We start from the raw sequence: 22,098 nt of genomic DNA on the forward strand, positions 1-22,098 counted from the left end.
CGTTAGGCAATAGACAACCAACCCGCTAATTCATTATTGATAACTCTTAGTAGCGCTTCGATATGGTCGTCGCGATCATTCAGGCAAGGAATGTAGCTAAACGTCTCTCCGCCCGCTTCCATAAAGCTATCGCGAATCTCCTCTTCGATCTCTTCCAGGGTTTCGACACAATCTGACGAGAAAGCCGGCGACATAATCGCAATATGTTTATGCCCCTGCTTGGCAAGCTCCGCTACATGCTTGACGGTTTGCGGGCCAACCCACTTTTCAGGGCCAAACTGTGACTGGAAGGCGGTATCGACCTCCTCTTTGCTGAAACCAAGCTTCTCACGTAGCAGACGCGTCGTTTTCTGGCACTGGCAGTGGTAAGGGTCTCCCTCCATCAAGTAACGCTCGGGCACCCCATGGTAGCTCGCGACAAGCTTGCTGGGCCGGGTCGCAAAACCGTCATAGGCTTCTTGTACCGAGTTAGCCAACGCCTGAACATAGGCAGGATGGTCGAAATACGCGGGCACTGTGCGGATGTAAGGCTGCCACTTCATTTTCATCAATGTACGAAATGCTTCGTCGTTAGCCGTAGCCGTCGTCGGAGAACCGTACTGAGGGTAGAGAGGGAAAAAAACGATTTTCTCACAGCCCTTCTCCTTCAATCGCGTCAATACGCTTTTGGTAGAAGGGTTGCCGTAGCGCATACAGAAATCGACTTCGACATCGTCGCCATAAAGTGCTTTCAGACGCGCCGTTATTTTTTCGGTTTGAGCACGCGTGGTGGTTAACAGCGGGCTCTCGTTTTTTTCGTTATTCCAAATACTACGATACGCTTTACCCGACGAAAATGGACGCTTAGTCAAAATAATCAACTGCAGCAGTGGTTGCCATTTCCAACCGGCATAGTCAACCACGCGCTTATCAGACAGGAACTCACTCAGGTAACGACGCATTGACCAATAGTCGGTGGCATCCGGTGTTCCCAAGTTCGCGAGTACCACGCCGACTTTGGCACGCGGCACCGGCGGATGATCGCTAGGTGCATGGGCCAAACGGCCTTCGCCCGGCTGATCCTTGACGACATTCTCGGTCATTACTCATGCTCCTGAAATATAACGGTGTCACTGATCACTAATAAAATTTAAGCCTACCAGATGGCTAAATCTTACCACTTTTCGGGAAAGTGGCGGCATAAAGTTATACTATCGGCATCATTTGTATAACTATAGGTTGTATAAATTCAGGTTGTATAACTACAGGCCAATCCATGGCCAAGCCTGTGCTTCTGATGCTTGGCAATCAGCTCTCTTTTTCACTCAAAATGCTACAAGACGCGCCCGCCAATACGATCAGCCCAACCAATAAAGGACAACGATGAGCCACTACACACCGCTACATGCGTCACCGCCCGCCACACTTTTCCACGATGGCCACTGCCCTTTTTGTCAGCAGGAAGTGGCTTGGCTTAAAAAGCATCGTCACCGGGAACGCATCGCACTGGTAGATATCCAGGCCAGTGACTTTAACGCTCAGGCATACGGGCAGGAATTTAATGCGATGATGGGCCAACTACATCTAAAAGATAGCCAAGGAGAGTGGTATATCGGGATGGATGCCAGCCGTGCCCTCTATGCAGTTTTGGGCTACCGGCGGCTGGTGAAGATTTCATGCTTACCGGGTGTACACGGCGTGATGAATGCCGGTTACCGTTATTTTGCCCGTCGTCGAATACGAATCGGGCGGTGGTGGGAAAAGCGTAAAGCTAAGGGTTAACGATTTATACGTGAAGCGTTTGGGTTAGCGCGTAAACTTAAAATACTAACGGCATACGCGATGTAAGCGGCTCACTGTAATGAGCGTCACGGCCAATTACTTCATCGTGCGGCACGTGCTGTACTAAGTACGCGCGGTGAATGCCAGCCCGTTTGAGTTCCATATAGGCATCATCCAGCGAGCGAAATAGCATTGGCTTAGAACGCTGCATCAGCATATGGCGCTCGCCTTCAACATCTTCCAGCTCAACCTGATAAAAACGGCTACCCGAATGGGTAATCACGCGAATTTCAAAGTCGTCGTGGCTGGCGACAAATTGCTTAAGATCCTTCAGTTCCATGGTTCCCTCCTGTTATTTGTCTGTGTCATCAAGTATGCCATCAGACATGGCATCAGGGCACAGCATGACTGCACCCTATGACATTTCTGTTGCCCTGTTGTTGCAGTGTTGTGACGTCCATTAAAAGATAGACGCACAGTAGCTGGTTATTCAACAAGTGATTTTCCAACACTAGTTTTTCAGCTATTAGGAGGGCAACAGTGCAAGAGAGTTCCTGACCGAAGCGTCAAGAAGTCGTTATTTTATTGATATTCAGAAGGGTCGATGGCTTTGCCAAGTGAATTACGGTCAATCCAGTTGCCGCCTTTGGTCTCTTTGTAACGAAACACGACCTTATCCCCCACCTTAACGGGCAGCTCTCCATCTTCGGTTTGATAGCTATACTTTTCCCCCTCCACGACCAAATGGTAACGATAAAGGTCTGGCATACCTAACCACTCTTTGAAAGGCCCTTCACGCTCCAGTGCTTCAAGCTCACCGCGACCTTCTAGCTTAGGAAGACGCTGCCGATTACCGCGCCGAAATCCACCTGCCATTTGCTACTCCCGTTTATTTGCATATCGTCGTGGATGGGCATTATACGAGCTCGCTCCCCATCCTCAAGTGACTCATCACAAAGCTGTCTTTACAAGCCCGTCTTTAAACACCAGTCTTCCCAAACCAGCCTGTAAAAACCTAGTCGCCGAATGCTTGACCGTAGCTATCCGGGGCCAAATCTTCAAAGCGAGTATATTTACCGATAAACGCCATGTGAACGGTGCCGATCGGGCCGTTACGCTGCTTACCAATAATTAACTCCGCGATACCTTGGTTATCGGGGTTATCTGGATTATAGACTTCATCGCGATAAACGAAGGCAATAACGTCCGCATCCTGCTCAATCGCTCCAGACTCCCTCAAATCCGACATAACCGGACGTTTATTGGGGCGCTGCTCCAATGAGCGGTTCAATTGTGAGAGCGCAACCACCGGGCAGTTAAACTCTTTTGCCAAGCCCTTCAAGGAGCGTGAAATTTCAGAAATCTCACCGGTACGGTTTTCATTGAAGCCAGGGATCTGCATCAACTGAAGATAATCGATCATGACCAGTGCGATATTGCCATGTTCACGCACCACACGGCGCAACCTTGAGCGCATTTCGTTAGGCGACAAGGCCGCGGTGTCGTCGATAAACAGCTGTTTATCTTTGAGCAGATTAACCGCTGAGGTTAAACGCGGCCAATCCTCGTCCTCCAGTTGCCCGGTACGCACACGGGTTTGATCGATTCGGCCCAGGGAAGACAGCATCCTCAGCATGAGCGACTCTGCGGGCATCTCCATGGAGAACACCATGACTGGCTTGTCGCTGGAAATCACCGCATGTTCAACCAGGTTCATAGCGAAGGTCGTTTTACCCATCGAGGGTCGACCGGCGATGACCACCATATCGGATGGCTGCAACCCGGTGGTCATTTCATCCAGATCACGAAAACCAGTGGAAAGCCCGGTCATTTCACCTTTCAGATTAAACAGCTCATCAATACGATCCACCGCCTTGGTCAATAGATCGCTCATGCCAATGGGGCCGCCCGTTTTGGGGCGCTCCTCGGCAATCTGGAACACTAACCGCTCGGCTTCGTTAAGCAATTCATCAGCCGGGCGCCCCTGGGGAGTAAAGGCACTATCGGCAATTTGATTAGCCGCACGGATCAGCTTGCGCAGCGTTGCCCGCTCACGCACGATATCAGCATAGGCGCGAATATTACTGGCAGAGGGCGTGTTACGAGCAAGCTCTGCCAAAAACGCCAGGCCGCCTACGGTATCCAAGTGATCACGCGCTTCCAGCGCTTCAGAAAGCGTCACCACATCCAGCGGCTGACCGGCTTCAGCCAGATGAATCATCACGTTGAACACCAAACGGTGCTCATAGCGGTAGAAGTCATCAGCGACCAACCGCTCTGAAACGTTATCCCAGGCCTGGTTGTCTAGCATGAGCCCGCCTAGTACCGACTGCTCCGCCTCTAATGAATGCGGCGGCAGTTTTAGCGCTGCCGTTTCTGTATCAGCAGAAGGCTGGTCCTGCATAGCGAGCTCCTTTAAACACTACTGCGTAGCCGGTGAAGATGCTTATCTTAGCCGCATGCGGTGCGACTACCAACATGATCAAGGCGTTGTCTTAAAATACCCAGCGGGGGATGGGCTGGATAGTTTTGGCAACGCCCAAAAAATAGCGAATATCCAGAACTAGCGGATACCCGGAAAAACAAAAGGCGCGGGAGAAACCCCGCGCCTTTTGAGGCAGCTGTATTAGCTGCCGTTAGTAACGACTTTACGTCGTTACTAACTTAACTACTCGCTCAATTACTCTGCAACTACCACTACGCGTACAACGGCATCCACTTCAGCGTGCAAGTGAAGAGTGATGTCGTATTCGCCAGTTTGACGAATTGGGCCATTTGGCATGCGGACTTCGCTTTTGGCAATATCGATGCCAGCAGAGGAAATCGCGTCGGCCAGGTCACGCGGACCAATAGAACCAAACAGCTTGCCTTCATCGCCTGCTTTGGAAACCAAAGACAGTTCGATGTCGTTTAGCTGCTCAGCGCGCGCTTCGGCTTCTGCCTTACGCTCAGCGGCTTGCGCTTCGAGCTCAGCACGCTGTGCTTCAAACGCTTCGATGTTGTCTTTGGTGGCCGGTACGGCTAAGCCGTAAGGCACCAAGTAGTTACGACCATAACCAGGCTTCACGGTGACCTTGTCACCCAGGCCGCCCAGCTTACCAATGTTGTCGAGCAGAATGACTTCCATCTCGTAAACCTCTTGTCAGTTGCTGCGGGCAAGGCGTGCGCGAACGTTCGCGAATGTATCAATCAGCCCCAACAGCAGCACAATGAGAATCGTGGGCCAGGTCGTGATCAGTAGCACATAAAATGCTACCAGCCACAGCCCGTTCATCCCCTTTATTCCAATAAACCCGTGCACTAACGCAACGCCAGCTACCAACAGCGGAATCCAACCAAGCATCGCCAGCGCATGAGCGCCTAGCAGCATACCTATCACCCCAATGACGACCAGCACGGCTAGCTCTTTAGGGGTCAAGCGCAGTGCGTGAAACTCTTCGCGAAAGCCACCTGGGTTGTACAACCCAGCTTGCCAACTCCGCGCAAGTGCCAAGCACACTATGGCTGCCAACAGCACCACAAGCCCGGTTACTCCACCCACCACCAGTGCGGCAATGGTTTGAGTATCGTAGCCTTGATTGGCAAATTCCGTGAGCATGCGATCCACTTCTTCTGAACCTTCTCGCAACTGCTCAAGCATTAGCTCAGTGCCACCTGGCGGACTGAAGATGCCGAGTTGAACCATGACGGCGGCGACCAACGTCCCCACAATCAAGGTTTCCCCCCAACGCATCCTCTCGCGCAGGATAACGGCCATCAGCGTAACCAGCAGTAAGCTGGCAAGCGGAATCACATCACCCTGAGCCCACCACCAACCGGCTGGTAGTGCTGCGGCGATGATGACCGGTAGCGCAGGGGCAAAACCTCTGCGCAGCGTCATCAACGCAGCGATGGCTGCTCCTAACCAGAACAGCCAAGGCACTAGCGTTGCCAAGGCCGCCCCGCCTGCAGCGTAAGGCGTGCCCCGCATTAGCCATCGGGCTAGTGCCAGCATCACGTTAAACGCTTACTGGTGGCTATCGGAGTAGGGCAGCAGTGCCAGATAACGCGAACGCTTGATAGCGGTCGCCAACTGACGCTGATAGCGTGCTTTGGTGCCGGTAATACGGCTTGGAACGATCTTGCCGGTTTCGGTGATGTAAGCCTTCAGCGTGTCCAGATCTTTGTAATCGATCTGCTTGATGCCTTCAGCGGTGAAGCGGCAAAACTTACGGCGACGGAAAAAACGTGCCATGGACTAGCTCCTTAAAACGTGCAGTGAATAAAATCAGGCAGTTTCTTCTTCTTCAGCGCGCGGTTTTTCTTCGCGACGCGGACGTTTTTCTTCTGCCGGTTTCATCATCGGGGAAGCTTCAGTAACAGCTTCTTTGCAGCGAACAACCAGGCTGCGGATAATGGCGTCGTTGTAACGGAAGATGTTCTCGATCTCGTCGAGAGTCTCGCCGCTACATTCAACGTTCATCAGCACGTAGTGGGCTTTGTGGATCTTGTTGATTGGGTAAGCCAAGTGACGACGGCCCCAATCTTCTAGACGATGCACAGTGCCGCTGTTTTCGGTAACGATGCTGGTGTAGCGCTCGACCATTGCCGGCACCTGCTCGCTTTGATCCGGGTGGACCATAAACACGATTTCGTAATGACGCATGGGATCTCCTTGCGGTTTGACAGCTTCCTTTGTGTGCCATTGCTTAACGCAATAAACGACGACAGGGAAGCAAGGAGTTAACTGAAGTGCTCCGCCACCGCGCTAGGCGGCCACAGGGGCATCAAACAGAACTTTTCATTTCAGCAAAAGCTAATACTTCAACGACAGCTAACACCCGCTTGCAGACAAACGGGCGCGTGTATCTTAGTAGCACGGCGGTTAACTTGCAAGCTGGCGCTGACGGACAGCCTCGAACAGGCAAATACCAGTAGCCACCGAGACATTAAGGCTAGAGACCTCCCCCGCCATGGGAAGCTTGGCAAGATTATCGCAGGCTTCGCGAGTCAAGCGCCGCATGCCCTTGCCTTCCGCCCCCATCACCAGCGCGGTGGGGCCGGTCATATCAATGTCAAAAACGCTGGCCTCAGCTTCACCAGCCGTACCGGTTATCCAGACACCGGCATCTTTTAGCTTGGCCAGGGTGCGAGCCAAGTTAGTCACTTGATAAACCGGCACCACTTCGGCGGCGCCACAAGCGACTTTACGCACCGTTGCATTGAGCGGTGCGGCTTTATCTTTCGCCACAATCACGCCGTGGGCACCGGCGGCATCCGCGCTACGCAGGCAGGCACCAAAGTTATGCACATCCGTCACGCCATCCAAAATCAGCAACAGCGGTGGTGTATTCGAGGGCCAGGCGCGTAGCTTAAGCCAGAGCGACTCTTCACCTTCAGGAGTTAACGGCGGACAAAACGCCACCACTCCCTGATGAGCCGCCCCCTGGGTTAGCTGATCAAGCAAATCCCGGGGCTGCTCTTTTACTCGAGCACCATGCGCCTGGGCCTGGGTAATCAGCTCTTTTAAGCGGCTCCCTGCCCCCTGCTGCACCCAAAGCTCTCGGGGCGCTTCGCCTCTGTCTAACAAGCTTTGCAATGCATGAACGCCATATACCTGATCCAAACCATCAGGGGTCTTGGGGCCCCGCCGTGAAGACGCCGACTTCATACTCAGCCCTTATTCGGTGATGGTTTGCGTGGGCCATTTCGCGTACGGCGTGGGCCGCGACGCGTAGCAGGCTTCTCGCTATTGGATGGTTTGTTACCAGATGCCTTAGCACCACCACCTTTAGCACCAGCGCCCCCTTCCCCACCGCGGCTCTTACGCGGCTGGCGGCGTGGGCGCGGCTTTTCATCACCCAGCCCAAAGTCAATCTTACGATCGTCCATATCGACACGCGCCACTTGGACGGTAAGACCATCGCCCAAACGGTAGGTCGTGCCGGTGCGCTCACCTTTAAGACGGTGCTTCTCAGCTTCGTAGTGGTAATAATCCGAAGGCAGCGACGTCACGTGAACCAAGCCTTCCACGAAGAACTCATCCAGACGCACAAACAGACCAAACTGAGTGACCGACGCGATGGTACCTTCGAACATCTCGCCAAGCTTGTCAGACATAAACTCACACTTCAGCCAACTCTCTACATCACGGGTGGCTTCATCGGCGCGACGTTCAGTCATTGAGCAGTGTTCACCCAGTTCAAGCATCTGCTCGAAGGTATACGGACACCACTTGCTGGGCGGCTCAACCGGCGCACCCTCCACGCGCAACACCGTGTTGGTCTGGCGCGGACCGCGGATCACCGAACGAATAGCACGGTGTACCAGCAGATCAGGATAGCGGCGAATCGGCGAAGTAAAATGAGCGTAGGCTTGATAAGCTAGGCCAAAGTGACCTTCATTCTGTGGCGAATAGACCGCCTGATTCATCGAACGCAGCATGACTGTTTGGATGATATCGAAGTCAGGGCGATCAGCAATCGCCTCACGCAGCGCCTGATAATCCTGTGGCGTCGGCATATCACCACCGCCAACAGAAAGCCCCAGCTCGTTTAAGAAGAGGCGCAGCTTGTCTAGGCGTTCTGGCGTTGGCCGCTCATGAATTCGGTAGAGCGCAGGCAAATCATGTTTATCCAGAAAGCGAGCAGTCGCCACGTTGGCGGCCAGCATGCACTCTTCAATAAGCTTATGAGCATTGTTACGGCTACGTGGAACGATTTTTTCGATTTTGCGCTCGTCGTTGAAGATGATCGCCGTTTCAGTAGTATCAAAATCAATTGCGCCACGCTCCGCACGTGCTTCGCGCAACAAGTAGTAAAGCTCTTCAAGATTTTTCAGCGGTTTCACTAGCTCGTTATGCTCGGCGCGTAGCGCCTCACCCTCTTCACTCTTCTCATCGAGAATCGCGGCCACCTTGTTGTAGGTAAGGCGGGCGTGGGAATTCATGACGGCTTCGTAGAAGCGGTAGCGGCTAATAGCACCGGTTTGCGAAATATTCATCTCGCACACCAGCACCAGGCGATCCACATGGGGGTTCAGCGAACAGAGCCCGTTAGACAGCAGTTCGGGCAGCATGGGAACGACTTGGCCAGGGAAATAGACAGAGTTACCCCGGGTGCGGCCTTCATTATCCAGCGGCGTGCCTGGGCGAACGTAGTGGGAAACATCCGCGATGGCGACAAGCAGCTTCCAACTACCCGATTTGGTTTTCCAGGCACACACCGCATCGTCAAAGTCTTTGGCGGACTCATCGTCGATGGTAACCAGCGGCACATCGCGCAGATCAACGCGGTGCTGCTTATCCTCTTCCAGCACTTCTGCTGAAATACCGGCGATCTGATCGAGCACTTCAGGCGGAAACTCTGCAGGAATATCGTAACTGCGAATCGCAATATCAATTTCCATACCAGGATCCATACGCTCCCCCAGCACTTCGACCACTTCGCCCACCGGCTGCACTCGGGTGGCCGGCTGCTGGACAATCTTGGCCGAGATCACCTGGCCATCTTTAGCGCCACCGCAGGCGCTATGCGGAATAATCACTTCCTGAGTAATACGCGGGTTTTCCGGTATTAGAATACCAAACTCAGGGGTATTGCTACGGTAAACACCGACGATAGTCTGGGTGTTACGCGCAATCACATCGGCAATGGTCGCTTCATCACGACCACGACGATCACGCCCGCTAACGCGTGCCAACACATGGTCGCCGTGAAAAACGCGCCGCATTTGACGAGGCGGCAGCACCAAATCAGGCTTTTTACCATCATCACGCAGCAGGAAACCAAAGCCATCACGATGGCCAAGCACTTTGCCTTTGACGAGATCGAGCTTGTCGATCAACGCATAGGCACCTCGGCGGTCGCGCAGCACTTGACCATCGCGCTCCATCGCCGCCAAACGGCGACGGACAGCTTCGATCAACTCTTCGTCTTCCAGACCCAGCAGGCGGCTCATATTTTCATGGGTAATCGGCTTGCCATAGCTTTCTAAGGCTGCAAGCAAATACTCCCTGCTTGGCGCCGGGTTGCCATATTTATGCGCCTCGCGCTCGGCGTGCGGATCATCACTTAACGTCCAGTACTTCATGCGATCAACATCCTTGATGGCGTCATTTGCGAGAGGCATAAAAAAGGCGCAAACGCGTTGCGTTGCGGGCTGGATATTTCAACGCTTGATAGGCTGAAATGAATAGGGTTTTGTTTAGTCATAGGCGCAGTATAGCGCTGCACGTTCAATCACCCAACCGTCTTAGACGTAGTTTATACAATTTGCTTTATAAAAAGCGCATAAGGGGTCTTGCATTTAACCATGACCCCGGTATTATACGCGCCACTTGCCCAGATGGCGGAATTGGTAGACGCGCTAGCTTCAGGTGCTAGTGTCCGTATGGACGTGGAGGTTCAAGTCCTCTTCTGGGCACCAAACTGCTTTTATGCTATCTATTGGTATAAGCAGTACGGTGTTAGCCAAGGCAAGGTTTGTGTTCGCCCAGGTGGCGGAATTGGTAGACGCGCTAGCTTCAGGTGCTAGTGTCTGTATGGACGTGGAGGTTCAAGTCCTCTCCTGGGCACCATACGAACACAAACGGTAAGTAGTTAATCCAAGCGTTAGATGATGCGCCCAGGTGGCGGAATTGGTAGACGCGCTAGCTTCAGGTGCTAGTGTCCGTATGGACGTGGAGGTTCAAGTCCTCTCCTGGGCACCATGATTTACATGGGCCATGTCCGCATCATTATTACTATCTCCCCTGATTATACTCCGTTCACTTTACCCCCCTTCTTCTTAGTATCCCCAGCTTATTGATATCGCCCCGGGCGCCTTGCCACTTCGTCAAGTGCCCATCCCTGTATACGCAACTCCCCTTCCAACACAGACTCTACTTCCGTCGCTAACTCTGGGAAGAAGTTAAGCCCTGTGCGCGCCTCAATCTCATCAATGGTCACCAAATAGTCATCCAGCGGCTCATTGCCTCGAACGTCTTGTGGCATGATGAACGACAACGCTAATGGTGCCTCGTTGTGCGGCGCCACTATAATCTTGTAAAAAGCCGAAGGCACTTCGACCAGCCCTACCCGGTTGAACACGTTATCCATAAAGTGTTCTGGGTAAATGGGGCCGGTAATCACCTGCAAGCGGTCAAAACGTGGCGCAAAGTGATCCATCACCGCTTCTTCTAACCGCTGCCAGAGCTGTCGGTTCAGATTGGGCCGTTGCGGAGTCATATTGCTCATTAGGAAGGTATCGACCTGAGCGCTGCGCCCATGCACCGCTGCAATGGCGTAGTTTGGCGCTAAATGGCCCCGGTCGTAGCCGCTACCGGCATAGCTGTCGGTGCCAACTGGCCATAGCGTGCGCCAATCGGCTTGAAAATTTGGCCGCGGGCCAATGCTCGAGTCCTGCACGGCTTCAACTTGATAACTTACCCATAGAGGATTGATTCGCACATCAGACCAGCCTACCAAGTAACCATCATTGCGCAGCACTCGGTGCATTGTGGTGGGGCGAAACTCCTCCCAAGTGGGCACCCCCATCCAGGTATAAGCATCTTTGTGCTGGCGCGCTTGAAATTCCCAAAGACCGGCACCTACAACAACATACAGCAAAACAATACCAAAGCGTCGACCCTGCCAACGCCAGTGCGAAACCAACTTCCCCAACAAACTTAACCCCTCCCAAACAAAAACATTTATCATGCAGTATAATTCACATAATTTTAGTTAATAGTTAGTTGTTCTGGATCCTGCAATTGTATCTGAAAGCTACCTTGATACTCACTTAGTTCACCGGTAACGCACGCTATATTACCAAGGAGATTGAGGGTAATTTTTGGCTCAAACTGAGAGCGATTGTCACCCCAGATCAACAGTGTCAACCTATCAGGGTCAGGAAAAACACTACCAACTTCAATCCAAGTTGGCTTTCCAGTGATATCGGGCCTGTAGTTAATACGTGTTATCGGCCCTTCAACTTTTATAGTTTGACCTAAATGACCCATTACTTCACTCCAATGAACTGCATCAGTACATATTTGTGGTGATGTAACAAAATATGAAAAGGCCAATTGCAACTGCGTCTGAAGCCATAGCGGGTTAAAAAAATAAACACAAGTCAAGAAACCTATCGCTAAAATTATCGGCAAACCAATCTTCTTAAGAGCCCTTATAAAAAAGTAATCTATTTTTTTTTCATCTTTTAGCTTTGAGTATCGTGCTATATCTTTTTGAGCTAAAGCAGATGGCAATGAGCCAATTTTTTGCTCATTTGAAAACGTTGAATATTGGTTAATATTTTTTTCAGTCAACAATACTGAAGCTTTATATTTTTCTTGCAAAGCATGAGCTTTCAGTAAAATCCTAGCTTCGGATCGTCCAGCCTCTTTTTGACGAAGTTTAGTAAGAAGTGCACTAATATTTTTACAACAACGGAGAGGTTCATTAACAACATCACGGTTAGCAAAGCGCAGTACATGCCAGCCCTGTGATGTTAAAGCTGTCTGTCGTCTTTGCCAATCCACGAACTCAGCGTGGGTCATCCCACCTCCAGTACCACGCTTGTCGTAACCATCGACTTCTATCGCGATACGAACCTCTTGACCTTCAGCAATTGTAAAATCACAGTAGCGCTGCTTACCATCGTCATCAATGAAGCCCGTCTGTGCTTGTAGGTAAGAAAAGTTTAGCTCTGCAATATTACTAAGCACATTATCAAAGAATAAGTGCTCAAACTGGCTATCGAGTAAGTCACTATTTTTCTGATACCACAGTTGAGGCGTCATCAAGGCATCCTACTTATAAGGCTTTTTTTCAATAAAAAAGCATTAGAAAAAACGATAAACATCACTAAAAATTGTGATACTTACTAACATTTTACCCCTATTAAGTAGTCATGTAAAAGTTATCGAGTTATTTATTCCATAGTTATTACACACATTTCTGACCACGTTTCAGAGCTTATCGAAGGAACGGCAGGCTGTCAGCGGTAACCATCGATATTTTATTTCACGCCAAAGAATTTCGATCAGGTTCAGCTCCTGTGAATAAGTCGACAGATATACCAGATGAATGCGCTGGAGCGGTGTATTCTGGTGTTGTCCAGCACAACGATAGCGAACGCGTCAGAATCTTTCTGGGCGGCGAACTGATCAAACGCTTCTATCACAATATCCGTCGTCACTGCCTCGGTGGTCATACGATGAAAAAAGTCAACTTTTCTGGAAAGAACCCCTAGTACGTTCAAGCTTTTGCTATGTGAGTAAGCGGTTATTCCCCATGGCTTGCTGATCGGACTCCAGGCATAAGGAAGTGATGATGATGGGTAGAAACCGGCTTCATCAAAGAAGTAGAGATTACACTCGCCGCTATCTTCCCACTCTTTCAAAACATTGATCAGACCTTGTGTATGACGGAAATCCGTTTCGTCACGCCTTGCCATCAATGAGCGTCGTACCCACTTACAGCTGTTACCGTTTTTTTAATGCACGGCGCAGCGTGTCCCGACTGACAATTTTGCCGGTCTGCTCCTGAAATTTCGCATGAAGGACGGGGATCTGCTGGGGATGCACTTCTACCAGTTGCTGTAACACCACAAAGTCGCTTTTATTGAACAGGTTGGGCCAGCCTTCGCGAGGCTTGTCATAAAGACCCTCAATACCCTCGGCTTCCCATTGGGTTAACCAAGTAGACACAGTATCTAGTTTCACCCCGGCAATGTCGCGAACCTAGTTAATCGTATGACCATTAAGGCTAAGCAGGATGGCGTGAGCGCGACGACTTAGCCCTCTTTTTTACCATACTGGTAGACCTCATTGAGCATATGCTGCTGCTCGGATGTCAAACAAAGCGTAGGTGTCGAGACCTGCTACGTCCCTCTTCGGTATTGAGCTTTATCCTTTATACGCCAAAATTTATACAGAGTCACATAACTGACTAATCATTCCACTACTAAAAACGCCCTTGGCGTTTTGACACATCTTCAAGTGCCCAACCCTGTAGTCGTAGCTCCCCTTCTAGTACAGACTCTACTTCCGTCGTTAACTCTGGAAAGAAGTTAAGCCCCGTGCGGGATTCAATTTCATCAATGGTCACTAAGTAGTCATCCAGCGGCTCATTACCACGGACATCCTGCGGCATGATGAACGCCAGCGCTAATGGTGCTTCACTATGCGGGGCGACAATGATCTTGTAAAACGCTTCGGGCACTTCAGCCAGTCCTACCCGATTAAAGACGTTATCCATAAAACGTTCAGGGAATACCGGGCCAGTAATTACCTGCAAGCGATCAAAGCGCGGTGCAAAGTGATCCATCACCACTTCTTCTAAACGCTGCCAGAGCTGACGATTTAGCTCAGGCTGCTGTGGGGTAATATTACTCATTAAAAAAGTATCTACTTGGGCACTTCGCCCATGTACAGCGGCAATCGCGTAATTGGGCGCCATGAGCCCCCGATCATAACCGCTACCGGCATAGCTGTCGGTGCCAACTAGCCATAGCGTGCGCCAATCCGCTTGAAAATTTGGCCGCGGGCCAATACTCGAGTCCTCCACTGCTTCAACCTGATAGCTTACCCACAGCGGATTGACCCGTACATCAGACCATCCCACCAAGTAACCATCATTGCGCAGCACTCGGTGCATCGTAGTGGGGTGGAACGCCTCCCAAGTGGGCACCCCCATCCAGGTGTAGGCATCTTTATGCTGGCGCTCCTGAAACTCCCACAGCCCTGTGCCTACCACAATAAACAGCACGGCGATGCCAAGGCGTCGACCTTGACGACGCCAGCTCGAAAGCGATATTCCCAACACTCTTACTCCCTGGCTAGCGCTTACGAGCGCCTATCGTTTTATGTCACTCTTATAATGAAAATAACTACAGCAAAGGCGATAAAGCTCTTCAGATTACCAGCCTAATGAAAACATCGTTTCGAGATCGTGGCGGGAGTGAACCTGCATGGCATTCAAGGTTTCTGTATCGCTAATCCCTTCCACGGCGTTCAAGCGCTCAGTCACCAATTCGGCCAAGCTTTCAAAATCACGGGTGCGGGCAATTGCCACCAAGTCGTAGCGGCCGCAGGTGGAGTACACCTCGCTAATGCCCTCTACATCGGCCAGACGCTCGGCCACGGCCTTGACCTGACCTTTATCGGTATTGATTAAAATGACTGCGTTTTGCATGGCGCGCCCCTTAAGAGAAAATGGTCATAAAAGTAGTATCAAAGCTGGGCAGAGTATAGCAGCGACGAGGAAGCGAGCGCAGCACCCGGCGACAGCGTGACCAATTGTCGCTATTCAAGCTGCACTATTCGCACAACCCTTATACATCCGCTAGCATGTAGTTGAAGTATAGGAATGAAAAAATATAGCTGGTTGGAAAATATAGCTGATTAAAAGATGCAGCGGAGAGCTCCGGCTAATAAGATGATGCGGAGCACAAAGAGGTGGATAACCACCCGATAACGTGACCAAACGTCAGACCGTGACGATAAGGAGAAATCATGGCTAATAAGAGCCGTCGTGACTTTATGCGCAACAGCATGTTGGGCCTTGCAGCCCTTCCACTGGGAGCGGGCATTCTTTCTAAAACTGCTTTCGCCCAAGAGCTGCCGCGCCTTGATCCTTCCGCAAGCAACGCCCAAGCGCTTAACTATGTAGAAGACGCCAGTGAAGCCAGCGATCACCCCGCTTATGAAGAGGGCGAACGCTGCGATAACTGCATGTTCTTCAATGCAGATACTGAGGGTTGTCAGCTATTTCCGGAAAATAGCGTAGCACCCGCTGGCTGGTGCCAATCCTGGACTGCTCAAGCTTAAGCATTTAAAACCTGATAGTCGTATAAGCACCTCTACCCCGCCATTTGAGCGGGGTAGTTTTGTTTTAAGCACACTCGCAGTTAAGAAGCTGGGCTTTCATCCTCTACCGGCCAATGAAAACGCCGCGTTACCCGTCCCTCTTCCAAAGAGACAAGATGAACAGGGAAGCCCCATAGCTGCTGAAGATGGCGAATCACCGGATAAACACTGCGGCCTAGGGGGCGGCGGCTATCCTGGACGTGATGAAGTGTTAGCGAACGATCCCCACGAATGGCCGCTTCGACCACTTGAATATTGGGTTCGCGGACAGAGAGCGCGTACTGGGTCGCAAGCGCTTCCCGAACCTGGCGGTAGCCCTGTTCATTATGAATTGCTGCGACTTCAAGGGTCTCCACCTGATCGTCATCCACCACCAAAAACAGCTTATGGTCGCGCATTACTTTCGGCGATAAAAACTGCTGGATAAACGACTCATCCTTGAAGTTGCGCATCGCAAACTCCAGCGTTTCCCGCCATGGAGTGCCTGCAATATCAGGGAACCACTCGCGATCCTCATCGGTGGGTGCTTCGCAGATCCGTTTAATATCCATAAAGATTGCAAAGCCAAGGGCATAGGGGTTAATCCCACTGAAGTGAGGATGATCAAACGCTGGCTGGTTAATGACCGCCGCATGAGACTGGAGAAACTCCAGCATTAATCCCTCATCGACATTGCCATCATCGTAGAGCCGGTTCATCAGCGTGTAGTGCCAAAAGCACGCCCAGCCCTCATTCATGACCTGTGTTTGCCGTTGAGGGTAAAAATATTGCGCAAGCTTGCGCACAATGCGCACGATTTCACGCTGCCAGGGCGCCAAAAGCGGGGCGTTTTTCTCAATAAAGTAGAGCAGGTTCTCCTGGGGTTCCGAAGGGTAGCGCCCGCCACTATGCAGCCCGAGCGGATCATCCTCTTCGGGTAATAAACTGCCTGGTAGCCGTTCGCCGTGCTCAGCGTTATCGGGAATCGTACGCCACAGCAAGTTTACCTGGGTTTGCAGGTAGCTTTCGCGCTCATCCTGGCGCTTCGCTTCCTCTTCGGCAGAAATCGGCGAGGGGCGTTTATAACGGTCGACACCGTAGTTTTGCAGTGCATGGCAGGCATCTAGCAGCTGCTCAACGGCCTGCACACCGTGGCGCTCTTCACACTTGGCAATATACTGTCGCGCGAACACTAGGTAATCAACAATTGAAGAGGCGTCGGTCCAGGTGCGGAATAGATAGTTACCCTTAAAAAAAGAGTTGTGACCATAGCAGGCGTGGGCCATCACCAGCACCTGCATCATCAGCGTATTCTCCTCCATCAAGTAGGCGATGCAGGGGTCAGAATTAATCACTAGCTCATAGGCCAGGCCCATTTGGCCACGTTTATAAGCCTGCTCAACGGCCAGGAATTGCTTGCCAAACGACCAGTGATGATAGCCCACCGGCATGCCGACACTGGCGTAGGCGTCCATCATTTGCTCGGTTGTGATGACTTCTATCTGGTTGGGATAGGTGTCCAACCGATACTCATCGGCGAGTCTGGCCAGCTCCGCATCAAAACGCTCCAGCACGCTGAAGTTCCAATCAGAGCCGGTGGCAATCGGCTTACGCTTGCGGGTCGCACTCATAGCCCACTCCTCTGTACACGGTCACTAACCTGTATATAAGGTCACTGGGACTGGCTTAAGCGACGCTTAAACAGTTCACGAAAGACCGGATAAATATCGCCCGCCTCCACGATTTGGCGCATGGCAAAGCGTTCGGGGAACTCTTTCACCACGCTTTCATACTCCTGCCACAGCGACTGATGGTCGTGGGGCGTGATTTCCACGTAGGCGTAGTACTGCAGCTGCGGCATAAGCTGTTTGACCAGTAAGTCGCGGCAGATATTCGAGTCATCGTCCCAGTTGTCGCCATCAGATGCCTGGGCCACATACAGATTCCATTGGCCAACGGGATAGCGCTTTTCGATGATTTTATTCACCAGATTCAGCGCACTGGAAACTATCGTGCCGCCGGTTTCCCTTGAGTAGAAAAACTCCTCCTCGCTAACCTCGCGGGCGGCCGTATGGTGTCGAACAAACACCAACTCGACTTTCTTGTAGTGCTTCTCCAAGAACAGATAGAGCAGCAGGAAAAACCGCTTGGCGATGTCTTTATGGTTTTGGGTCATTGAGCCGGAGACATCCATGACGCAAAACATCACTGCTTGATTGGAGGGCTGCGGCTGGGCGCTTAGTTGGTGGTAGCGCAGGTCGTAGGTGTCAATAAACGGCACCCCGGCGATGCGCTTCTCCAGGCGCTCAATTTCGGCTTTCAGCTCAGTGATGCGGGCAGGGTTGCGCAGCACTGGGTCTTTGCGCTCTTCGGCCTCCAGCGCTTCCTGCGCCTCTTTTAGCGCCCGCTTAATCGGCGCGCGCATGGCAATGCGCCGGGCATAGGCCTCACGCATCGAGCGGGTAATGCTAATTCGAGAGGGTACGCCATCGCGGGAGAGCCCCGCCCGCACCATCTTGACCTCTTCCAGCGATTTTAGCGGCTTGCGCTGCAGATGGGGTAGCTCCAGACCGTCGAATACAAACTCCAAAAACTCTTCGCGGCTAAGCGTAAAGGCGAACTCATCAACGCCTTCGCCCTGATTGGAGGCGCCGCCCTCGCCTGCGCCACTGCCGCCGCCCTGGCCGCTAGGGCGGCGGATTTTATCACCGGCGACAAACTCTTTGTTGCCCGGCGAGACAATATTGCGTGCCCCGCCGGGGCCATGTTGAAACACTGGCTCAGAGATATCCTTAGCCGGTATCGAGATTTTCTCACCGCGCTCCATATCGGTAATCGAGCGGCGGTTAACGGCCTCCTCAACAGAGCGCTTGATATGCTTCCGATAGCGCTCTAAAAAGCGCTGACGATTTACCGCGCTCTTATGCTTAGCGTTAGGCCTGCGATCAATAAAGTAGGTCATACGACCTCCTTAGCTCTTGTCTTAAACGCGGGCCGCTACTGAGACTTGCGCACGCGCAGGTACCATTCGGAAAGTAGCCGAACCTGCTTCTCGGTGTAGCCGCGATCGACCATCCGCGCCACAAAGTCTTCGTGCTTTTTCTGATCCGACCGCGACGCCTTGGCATTAAACGAAATCACCGGCAACAGCTCTTCGGTATTGGCGAACATCTTGTGCTCGATAACGCCTTTGAGCTTTTCATAGGACTGCCAGCTGGGGTTCATACCGTTGTTTTGCGCCCGCGCCCGCAATACAAAGTTGACCACCTCGTGACGGAAATCTTTGGGGTTCGAGATACCCGCGGGTTTCTCGATTTTCTCCAGTTCTTCGTTTAACGACTGGCGGTTTAGCAGCTCGCCGGTTTCGTGGTCGCGGTACTCCTGATCCTGTATCCAGAAATCAGCGTAGGTCACATAGCGGTCGAAGATGTTTTGACCATATTCGCTGTAGGATTCGAGGTAAGCGGTTTGAATTTCCTTACCAATAAAGTCCACGTAGCGGGGCGCCATATACTCTTTGATGAAGCCCAAGTAGCGTTCAAACACTTCTGAGGGCAGCTGTTCACGCTCCAGTGCCTGCTCCAGCACATAAAGTAGATGCACCGGGTTGGCGGCCACTTCGGTGCTATCAAAGTTGAACACTTTGGAAAGAATCTTGAAGGCAAAACGGGTGGAGAGCCCTTGCATACCTTCATCAACCCCCGCCGCATCGCGATACTCCTGAATCGACTTGGCACGCGGGTCGGTGTCTTTCAGGTTTTCACCGTCGTACACGCGCATCTTGGAATAGATATTGGAGTTTTCTGGCGCTTTAAGCCGTGACAGCACCGAGAACTGCGCCAGCATGCGCAGCGTATCCGGCGCGCAGGGCGCGGCGTTTAGTGAAGAGTCCTCTAGTAGTTTTTGATAAATTTTGATCTCTTCGGAGACCCGCAGACAGTAAGGCACCTTGACGATATAGACCCGGTCAAGAAATGCCTCGTTATTGCGGTTATTGCGAAATGCCTGCCATTCGGACTCGTTAGAGTGCGCCAGGATCACCCCATCAAAGGGTATTGCTCCCATGCCTTCGGTGGGGTTGTAGTTGCCCTCCTGCGTCGCGGTGAGCAGTGGATGCAGCACCTTGATCGGCGCCTTGAACATCTCCACAAACTCCATCAACCCCTGGTTGGCACGGCATAAGCCACCAGAGAAGCTGTAGGCATCTGGGTCGTCCTGGGAGTAAAGCTCCAACTGGCGGATATCGACCTTACCCACCAGCGAGGAGATATCCTGGTTGTTCTCATCGCCCGGCTCGGTTTTCGAAATGGCAATTTGATTCAACCGTGAGGGGTACAAACGCACCACCCTAAACTGGGAAATATCACCGCCATACTCTTTGAGCCGCTTCGCCGCCCAGGGCGACATCACACTGCGCAGATAACGCTGAGGAATACCGTACTCTTTCTCTAACAGCTCGCCATCCTCCTCGGGAGAGAATAAACCAAGTGGCGACTCATAAACTGGCGAGCCCTTAATGGCATAGAACGGGATGCGTTCCATCAGTAACTTCAAGCGCTCTGCCAGTGATGACTTACCGCCACCCACTGGCCCCAGCAGGTAGAGGATCTGCTTGCGCTCTTCAAGCCCTTGGGCAGCATGGCGGAAGTAGGCAACGATTTGCTCGATAGCCTCCTCCATACCGTGGAACTCTGCAAAGGCAGGGTAGCGGCGAATCACTTTGTTGGAAAAAATGCGTGACAGACGCGGGTCTTTCGCCGTGTCGATCACTTCAGGCTCGCCTATGGCTTCCAGCATGCGCTCGGCGGCGCTGGCATAAACCTTCGAGTCACGGCGACAAAGCGCCAAGTACTCCTCAAGGCTCATGTCTTCTTGCTGAACGCGGGCAAATCGGTCTTGAACGTGATCAAAGATACTCATGGAATTCTCCTGTGGCCTAACCCCAGGCAGACACCGCCAAACCAAGTGTTTCGCAACGGTGTGCCAAACGAGGTGTCGCTTTTTTTAGCGTAGTCAGCATTAGCAAAAAGTGATGACTAAAACCTTCAACGCAGCGGCGATACAGTTAAGAGAATTATTCAAGGGATTAGTTGCGTTAAATAAAGCAACTGGCTACGAAAGGGAGCGCACTAGAGCAGTTACGCCGCTGCCAGGGCAGCGACGTAACTAGATTGCAGGTGCTAAACAGCGGCAAAAGAGGTGCTGTTTTCGCGCTTAACGCTCAAGCACGGCACGAATATCGGCTAATAACTCATCAAGTAATTCAACGGTGGTGTTCCAGGCACATACAAATCGGGCACCGCCAGCGCCAATAAAAGTATAGAAGGTCCAGCCTTTGGCTTTCAACGCTTCAATTGCCGGGAGTGGCAATTCAACGAAAACGCTGTTGGCCTGGGTAGGGAACATCAGTGAGACACCCGGTAATGCCTGCAGGCCTTCTGAGAGGTAACTCGCCATGGCATTGGCGTGTTGGGCATTGGTTAACCAGGCGCCGCTTTCTAATAACCCTAACCACGGCGCTGAGATAAAGCGCATTTTCGATGCCAACTGGCCTGCTTGCTTGCAGCGGTAGGAGAAATCTTCGGCTAACTCACGGTTAAAAAACAGGATCGCTTCACCAAACGCAAGGCCGTTCTTGGTGCCTGAAAAACATAGCGCATCCACACCCACCTGCCAGGTCAGTTCAGCGGGAGTGGCATTTAGGCTTGCACAGGCGTTGGCAAAGCGAGCACCGTCCATATGCAACCGCAGGTCATGTTTATCAGCAATGGCGCGAATCGCCATCAGCTCTTCGCGGGAATAAAGCGTGCCCACTTCGGTCGCTTGGGTCAGCGAGACCACTTTGGGTTTGGGGTAGTGAATATCGCTGCGCTTGGTGACCAGCGCCTCGATACCTTCCGGGGTAAGCTTGCCATTGGCGCCGGGTGAGGTAAGCAGCTTCGCGCCGTTGGAGAAGAACTCAGGACCACCACATTCGTCGGTTTCGATATGCGCCAGCTCATGACAAATAACGCTGTGGTAGCTACGTCCCATCGCTGAAAGGGCCAGTGAGTTAGCAGCGGTGCCGTTGAAAACGAAGAAGACGTCACAGTCATAGTCAAACATTTCGCGGAAGCGATCTGCGGCACGGGCCGTCCAGGTATCGTTACCGTAAGCCAAATCATCGCTGCGGTTGGCTTCTAAAAGATATTCCATCGCCTCCGGGCAAATACCGGAGGTGTTATCACTGGCTAAAAAACGCGGGCTACACTCCGAGGTCATGACAGTTGTCCTTATATCTGGCGATCTTACGGCACAGGCTGGGTGCCACCAGTGCCTTTAATGCCTAGCTATGCTTAATAGCCAGGCCAAGAAATCCCTTAATAACAGGACATTCAGTCTATCGCCATTAATGGGTAAACGTCACCCGCTCTACTAGCTTGTCTAGAACTATATCAAATACATCGGTGTCGAGAGCAGACTTCCGAGAGGACGCTGTAAACCCATCCATGGGCGCTACTTTCGCCATCTGACCGCCATGGATGGCGGAA

21 protein-coding genes, 3 tRNA genes and 1 pseudogene are annotated in these 22,098 nt (G+C 52.0%); 5 read left to right on the top strand and 20 right to left on the bottom strand.

All coding sequences use genetic code 11. The features are described 5' to 3' along the window. Positions 1-2 precede the first annotated feature (2 nt). Entirely contained in the window at positions 3-1,082 is a 1,080-nt protein-coding gene (gene hemH, locus HZS80_RS08585; protein WP_179915803.1) for a ferrochelatase, read from the bottom strand. A 280-nt stretch (positions 1,083-1,362) separates the two neighbouring features. On the opposite strand from hemH, the gene HZS80_RS08590 reads away from it, so the two are divergent. Further along, positions 1,363-1,761, top strand: a complete 399-nt coding sequence (locus HZS80_RS08590; RefSeq protein ID WP_035563143.1) for a thiol-disulfide oxidoreductase DCC family protein — start codon at positions 1,363-1,365, stop codon at positions 1,759-1,761. A gap of 37 nt (positions 1,762-1,798) precedes the next feature. On the opposite strand, the gene HZS80_RS08595 is transcribed toward HZS80_RS08590, so the two are convergent. From HZS80_RS08595 to rnr, 9 genes are all read right to left on the bottom strand, one after another. Then, positions 1,799-2,101: a DUF6482 family protein gene (locus tag HZS80_RS08595; RefSeq protein ID WP_179915804.1), complete on the bottom strand. Its 303-nt coding sequence runs from the start codon at positions 2,099-2,101 to the stop codon at positions 1,799-1,801. Positions 2,102-2,343: 242 nt separating this feature from the next. Then, a complete protein-coding gene (locus HZS80_RS08600; protein WP_008958984.1) occupies positions 2,344-2,637 on the bottom strand; it encodes a hypothetical protein in 294 nt (97 codons plus the stop codon). Positions 2,638-2,776: 139 nt separating this feature from the next. Continuing rightward, positions 2,777-4,165 (bottom strand): replicative DNA helicase, encoded by a 1,389-nt coding sequence (gene dnaB / locus HZS80_RS08605; RefSeq protein WP_179915805.1) that lies wholly within the window; start codon positions 4,163-4,165, stop codon positions 2,777-2,779. Between the two features lie 276 nt (positions 4,166-4,441). Continuing rightward, positions 4,442-4,888, bottom strand: coding sequence for a 50S ribosomal protein L9 (rplI, locus tag HZS80_RS08610; RefSeq protein ID WP_022522724.1), 447 nt, complete (start codon positions 4,886-4,888; stop codon positions 4,442-4,444). A gap of 15 nt (positions 4,889-4,903) precedes the next feature. Further along, complete coding sequence (locus HZS80_RS08615) at positions 4,904-5,755, bottom strand: hypothetical protein (RefSeq protein WP_133730237.1); 852 nt, start codon at positions 5,753-5,755, stop codon at positions 4,904-4,906. A gap of 12 nt (positions 5,756-5,767) precedes the next feature. Continuing rightward, entirely contained in the window at positions 5,768-5,995 is a 228-nt protein-coding gene (rpsR, locus tag HZS80_RS08620) for a 30S ribosomal protein S18 (RefSeq protein WP_008958980.1), read from the bottom strand. Positions 5,996-6,028: 33 nt separating this feature from the next. After that, complete coding sequence (rpsF, locus tag HZS80_RS08625; RefSeq protein WP_007113338.1) at positions 6,029-6,406, bottom strand: 30S ribosomal protein S6; 378 nt, start codon at positions 6,404-6,406, stop codon at positions 6,029-6,031. Positions 6,407-6,625: 219 nt separating this feature from the next. Beyond that, on the bottom strand, positions 6,626-7,411 hold the full coding sequence (gene rlmB, locus HZS80_RS08630; RefSeq protein ID WP_009287665.1) for a 23S rRNA (guanosine(2251)-2'-O)-methyltransferase RlmB: 786 nt from the start codon (positions 7,409-7,411) through the stop codon (positions 6,626-6,628). A gap of 2 nt (positions 7,412-7,413) precedes the next feature. Further along, on the bottom strand, positions 7,414-9,831 hold the full coding sequence (gene rnr / locus HZS80_RS08635; protein ID WP_179915839.1) for a ribonuclease R: 2,418 nt from the start codon (positions 9,829-9,831) through the stop codon (positions 7,414-7,416). Positions 9,832-10,080: 249 nt separating this feature from the next. Between rnr and HZS80_RS08640 the strand changes: the two genes are divergently transcribed. The 3 genes from HZS80_RS08640 (at position 10,081) to HZS80_RS08650 (ending at position 10,450) form a co-directional block, all read left to right on the top strand. Next, positions 10,081-10,167: transfer RNA gene (locus HZS80_RS08640), tRNA-Leu, on the top strand. Positions 10,168-10,231: 64 nt separating this feature from the next. Beyond that, positions 10,232-10,318 (top strand) — tRNA-Leu (locus HZS80_RS08645). Positions 10,319-10,363: 45 nt separating this feature from the next. After that, positions 10,364-10,450 (top strand) — tRNA-Leu (locus HZS80_RS08650). 91 nt (positions 10,451-10,541) lie between these two features. Here HZS80_RS08650 and HZS80_RS08655 read toward each other — a convergent pair. The 6 genes and pseudogenes from HZS80_RS08655 to HZS80_RS08675 all read right to left on the bottom strand — a co-directional run bounded on the left by HZS80_RS08655 (position 10,542) and on the right by HZS80_RS08675 (position 14,915). After that, positions 10,542-11,402: a DNA/RNA non-specific endonuclease gene (locus tag HZS80_RS08655; RefSeq protein ID WP_246361831.1), complete on the bottom strand. Its 861-nt coding sequence runs from the start codon at positions 11,400-11,402 to the stop codon at positions 10,542-10,544. 56 nt (positions 11,403-11,458) lie between these two features. Then, positions 11,459-12,520 carry a DUF559 domain-containing protein gene (locus tag HZS80_RS08660; RefSeq protein WP_179915807.1) on the bottom strand — a complete coding sequence of 354 codons (1,062 nt, stop codon included), beginning with the start codon at positions 12,518-12,520 and terminating at the stop codon, positions 11,459-11,461. A gap of 168 nt (positions 12,521-12,688) precedes the next feature. Continuing rightward, positions 12,689-13,176: pseudogene (locus tag HZS80_RS24115) on the bottom strand (transposase). A 28-nt stretch (positions 13,177-13,204) separates the two neighbouring features. Further along, entirely contained in the window at positions 13,205-13,429 is a 225-nt protein-coding gene (locus HZS80_RS24120; protein WP_339935390.1) for a helix-turn-helix domain-containing protein, read from the bottom strand. 256 nt (positions 13,430-13,685) lie between these two features. Then, entirely contained in the window at positions 13,686-14,543 is an 858-nt protein-coding gene (locus HZS80_RS08670; RefSeq protein WP_179915840.1) for a DNA/RNA non-specific endonuclease, read from the bottom strand. Between the two features lie 96 nt (positions 14,544-14,639). Then, on the bottom strand, positions 14,640-14,915 hold the full coding sequence (locus HZS80_RS08675; protein WP_008958975.1) for an Lrp/AsnC family transcriptional regulator: 276 nt from the start codon (positions 14,913-14,915) through the stop codon (positions 14,640-14,642). A gap of 320 nt (positions 14,916-15,235) precedes the next feature. Here HZS80_RS08675 and HZS80_RS08680 point away from each other — a divergent pair, with 320 nt between their 5' ends. Next, on the top strand, positions 15,236-15,550 hold the full coding sequence (locus tag HZS80_RS08680) for a high-potential iron-sulfur protein (RefSeq protein ID WP_022522716.1): 315 nt from the start codon (positions 15,236-15,238) through the stop codon (positions 15,548-15,550). An 80-nt stretch (positions 15,551-15,630) separates the two neighbouring features. Here the strand turns inward: HZS80_RS08680 and HZS80_RS08685 are convergent, their stop codons facing one another. The 4 genes from HZS80_RS08685 to HZS80_RS08700 all read right to left on the bottom strand — a co-directional run bounded on the left by HZS80_RS08685 (position 15,631) and on the right by HZS80_RS08700 (position 21,829). Then, complete coding sequence (locus HZS80_RS08685) at positions 15,631-17,199, bottom strand: SpoVR family protein (RefSeq protein ID WP_179915808.1); 1,569 nt, start codon at positions 17,197-17,199, stop codon at positions 15,631-15,633. 41 nt (positions 17,200-17,240) lie between these two features. Then, the gene (locus tag HZS80_RS08690; protein ID WP_179915809.1) at positions 17,241-18,530 is read right to left on the bottom strand and encodes a YeaH/YhbH family protein; all 1,290 of its coding nucleotides are present in this window, start codon (positions 18,528-18,530) and stop codon (positions 17,241-17,243) included. Between the two features lie 35 nt (positions 18,531-18,565). Then, entirely contained in the window at positions 18,566-20,488 is a 1,923-nt protein-coding gene (locus HZS80_RS08695) for a PrkA family serine protein kinase (protein ID WP_179915810.1), read from the bottom strand. Between the two features lie 294 nt (positions 20,489-20,782). Continuing rightward, entirely contained in the window at positions 20,783-21,829 is a 1,047-nt protein-coding gene (locus tag HZS80_RS08700) for a threonine aldolase family protein (RefSeq protein WP_008958970.1), read from the bottom strand. Positions 21,830-22,098: the final 269 nt, after the last annotated feature.

Origin of the sequence: Vreelandella glaciei, assembly GCF_013415125.1 — a bacterium.
GTDB lineage: Bacteria > Pseudomonadota > Gammaproteobacteria > Pseudomonadales > Halomonadaceae > Vreelandella > Vreelandella glaciei.

Bases quoted from the DNA above. Each gene is read 5' to 3' on its own strand.
- rplI (WP_022522724.1), bottom strand. From the start codon at position 4,888: ATGGAAGTCATTCTGCTCGACAACATTGGTAAGCTGGGCGGCCTGGGT.
- HZS80_RS08615 (WP_133730237.1), bottom strand. From the start codon at position 5,755: ATGCTGGCACTAGCCCGATGGCTAATGCGGGGCACGCCTTACGCTGCA.
- HZS80_RS08695 (WP_179915810.1), bottom strand. From the start codon at position 20,488: ATGAGTATCTTTGATCACGTTCAAGACCGATTTGCCCGCGTTCAGCAA.
- HZS80_RS08675 (WP_008958975.1), bottom strand. From the start codon at position 14,915: ATGCAAAACGCAGTCATTTTAATCAATACCGATAAAGGTCAGGTCAAG.
- rnr (WP_179915839.1), bottom strand. From the start codon at position 9,831: ATGAAGTACTGGACGTTAAGTGATGATCCGCACGCCGAGCGCGAGGCG.
- HZS80_RS08595 (WP_179915804.1), bottom strand. From the start codon at position 2,101: ATGGAACTGAAGGATCTTAAGCAATTTGTCGCCAGCCACGACGACTTT.
- HZS80_RS08680 (WP_022522716.1), top strand. From the start codon at position 15,236: ATGGCTAATAAGAGCCGTCGTGACTTTATGCGCAACAGCATGTTGGGC.
- rlmB (WP_009287665.1), bottom strand. From the start codon at position 7,411: ATGAAGTCGGCGTCTTCACGGCGGGGCCCCAAGACCCCTGATGGTTTG.
- HZS80_RS08660 (WP_179915807.1), bottom strand. From the start codon at position 12,520: ATGACGCCTCAACTGTGGTATCAGAAAAATAGTGACTTACTCGATAGC.
- HZS80_RS08685 (WP_179915808.1), bottom strand. From the start codon at position 17,199: ATGAGTGCGACCCGCAAGCGTAAGCCGATTGCCACCGGCTCTGATTGG.
- HZS80_RS08600 (WP_008958984.1), bottom strand. From the start codon at position 2,637: ATGGCAGGTGGATTTCGGCGCGGTAATCGGCAGCGTCTTCCTAAGCTA.
- HZS80_RS08590 (WP_035563143.1), top strand. From the start codon at position 1,363: ATGAGCCACTACACACCGCTACATGCGTCACCGCCCGCCACACTTTTC.
- HZS80_RS08700 (WP_008958970.1), bottom strand. From the start codon at position 21,829: ATGACCTCGGAGTGTAGCCCGCGTTTTTTAGCCAGTGATAACACCTCC.
- rpsR (WP_008958980.1), bottom strand. From the start codon at position 5,995: ATGGCACGTTTTTTCCGTCGCCGTAAGTTTTGCCGCTTCACCGCTGAA.
- dnaB (WP_179915805.1), bottom strand. From the start codon at position 4,165: ATGCAGGACCAGCCTTCTGCTGATACAGAAACGGCAGCGCTAAAACTG.
- hemH (WP_179915803.1), bottom strand. From the start codon at position 1,082: ATGACCGAGAATGTCGTCAAGGATCAGCCGGGCGAAGGCCGTTTGGCC.
- HZS80_RS08690 (WP_179915809.1), bottom strand. From the start codon at position 18,530: ATGACCTACTTTATTGATCGCAGGCCTAACGCTAAGCATAAGAGCGCG.
- rpsF (WP_007113338.1), bottom strand. From the start codon at position 6,406: ATGCGTCATTACGAAATCGTGTTTATGGTCCACCCGGATCAAAGCGAG.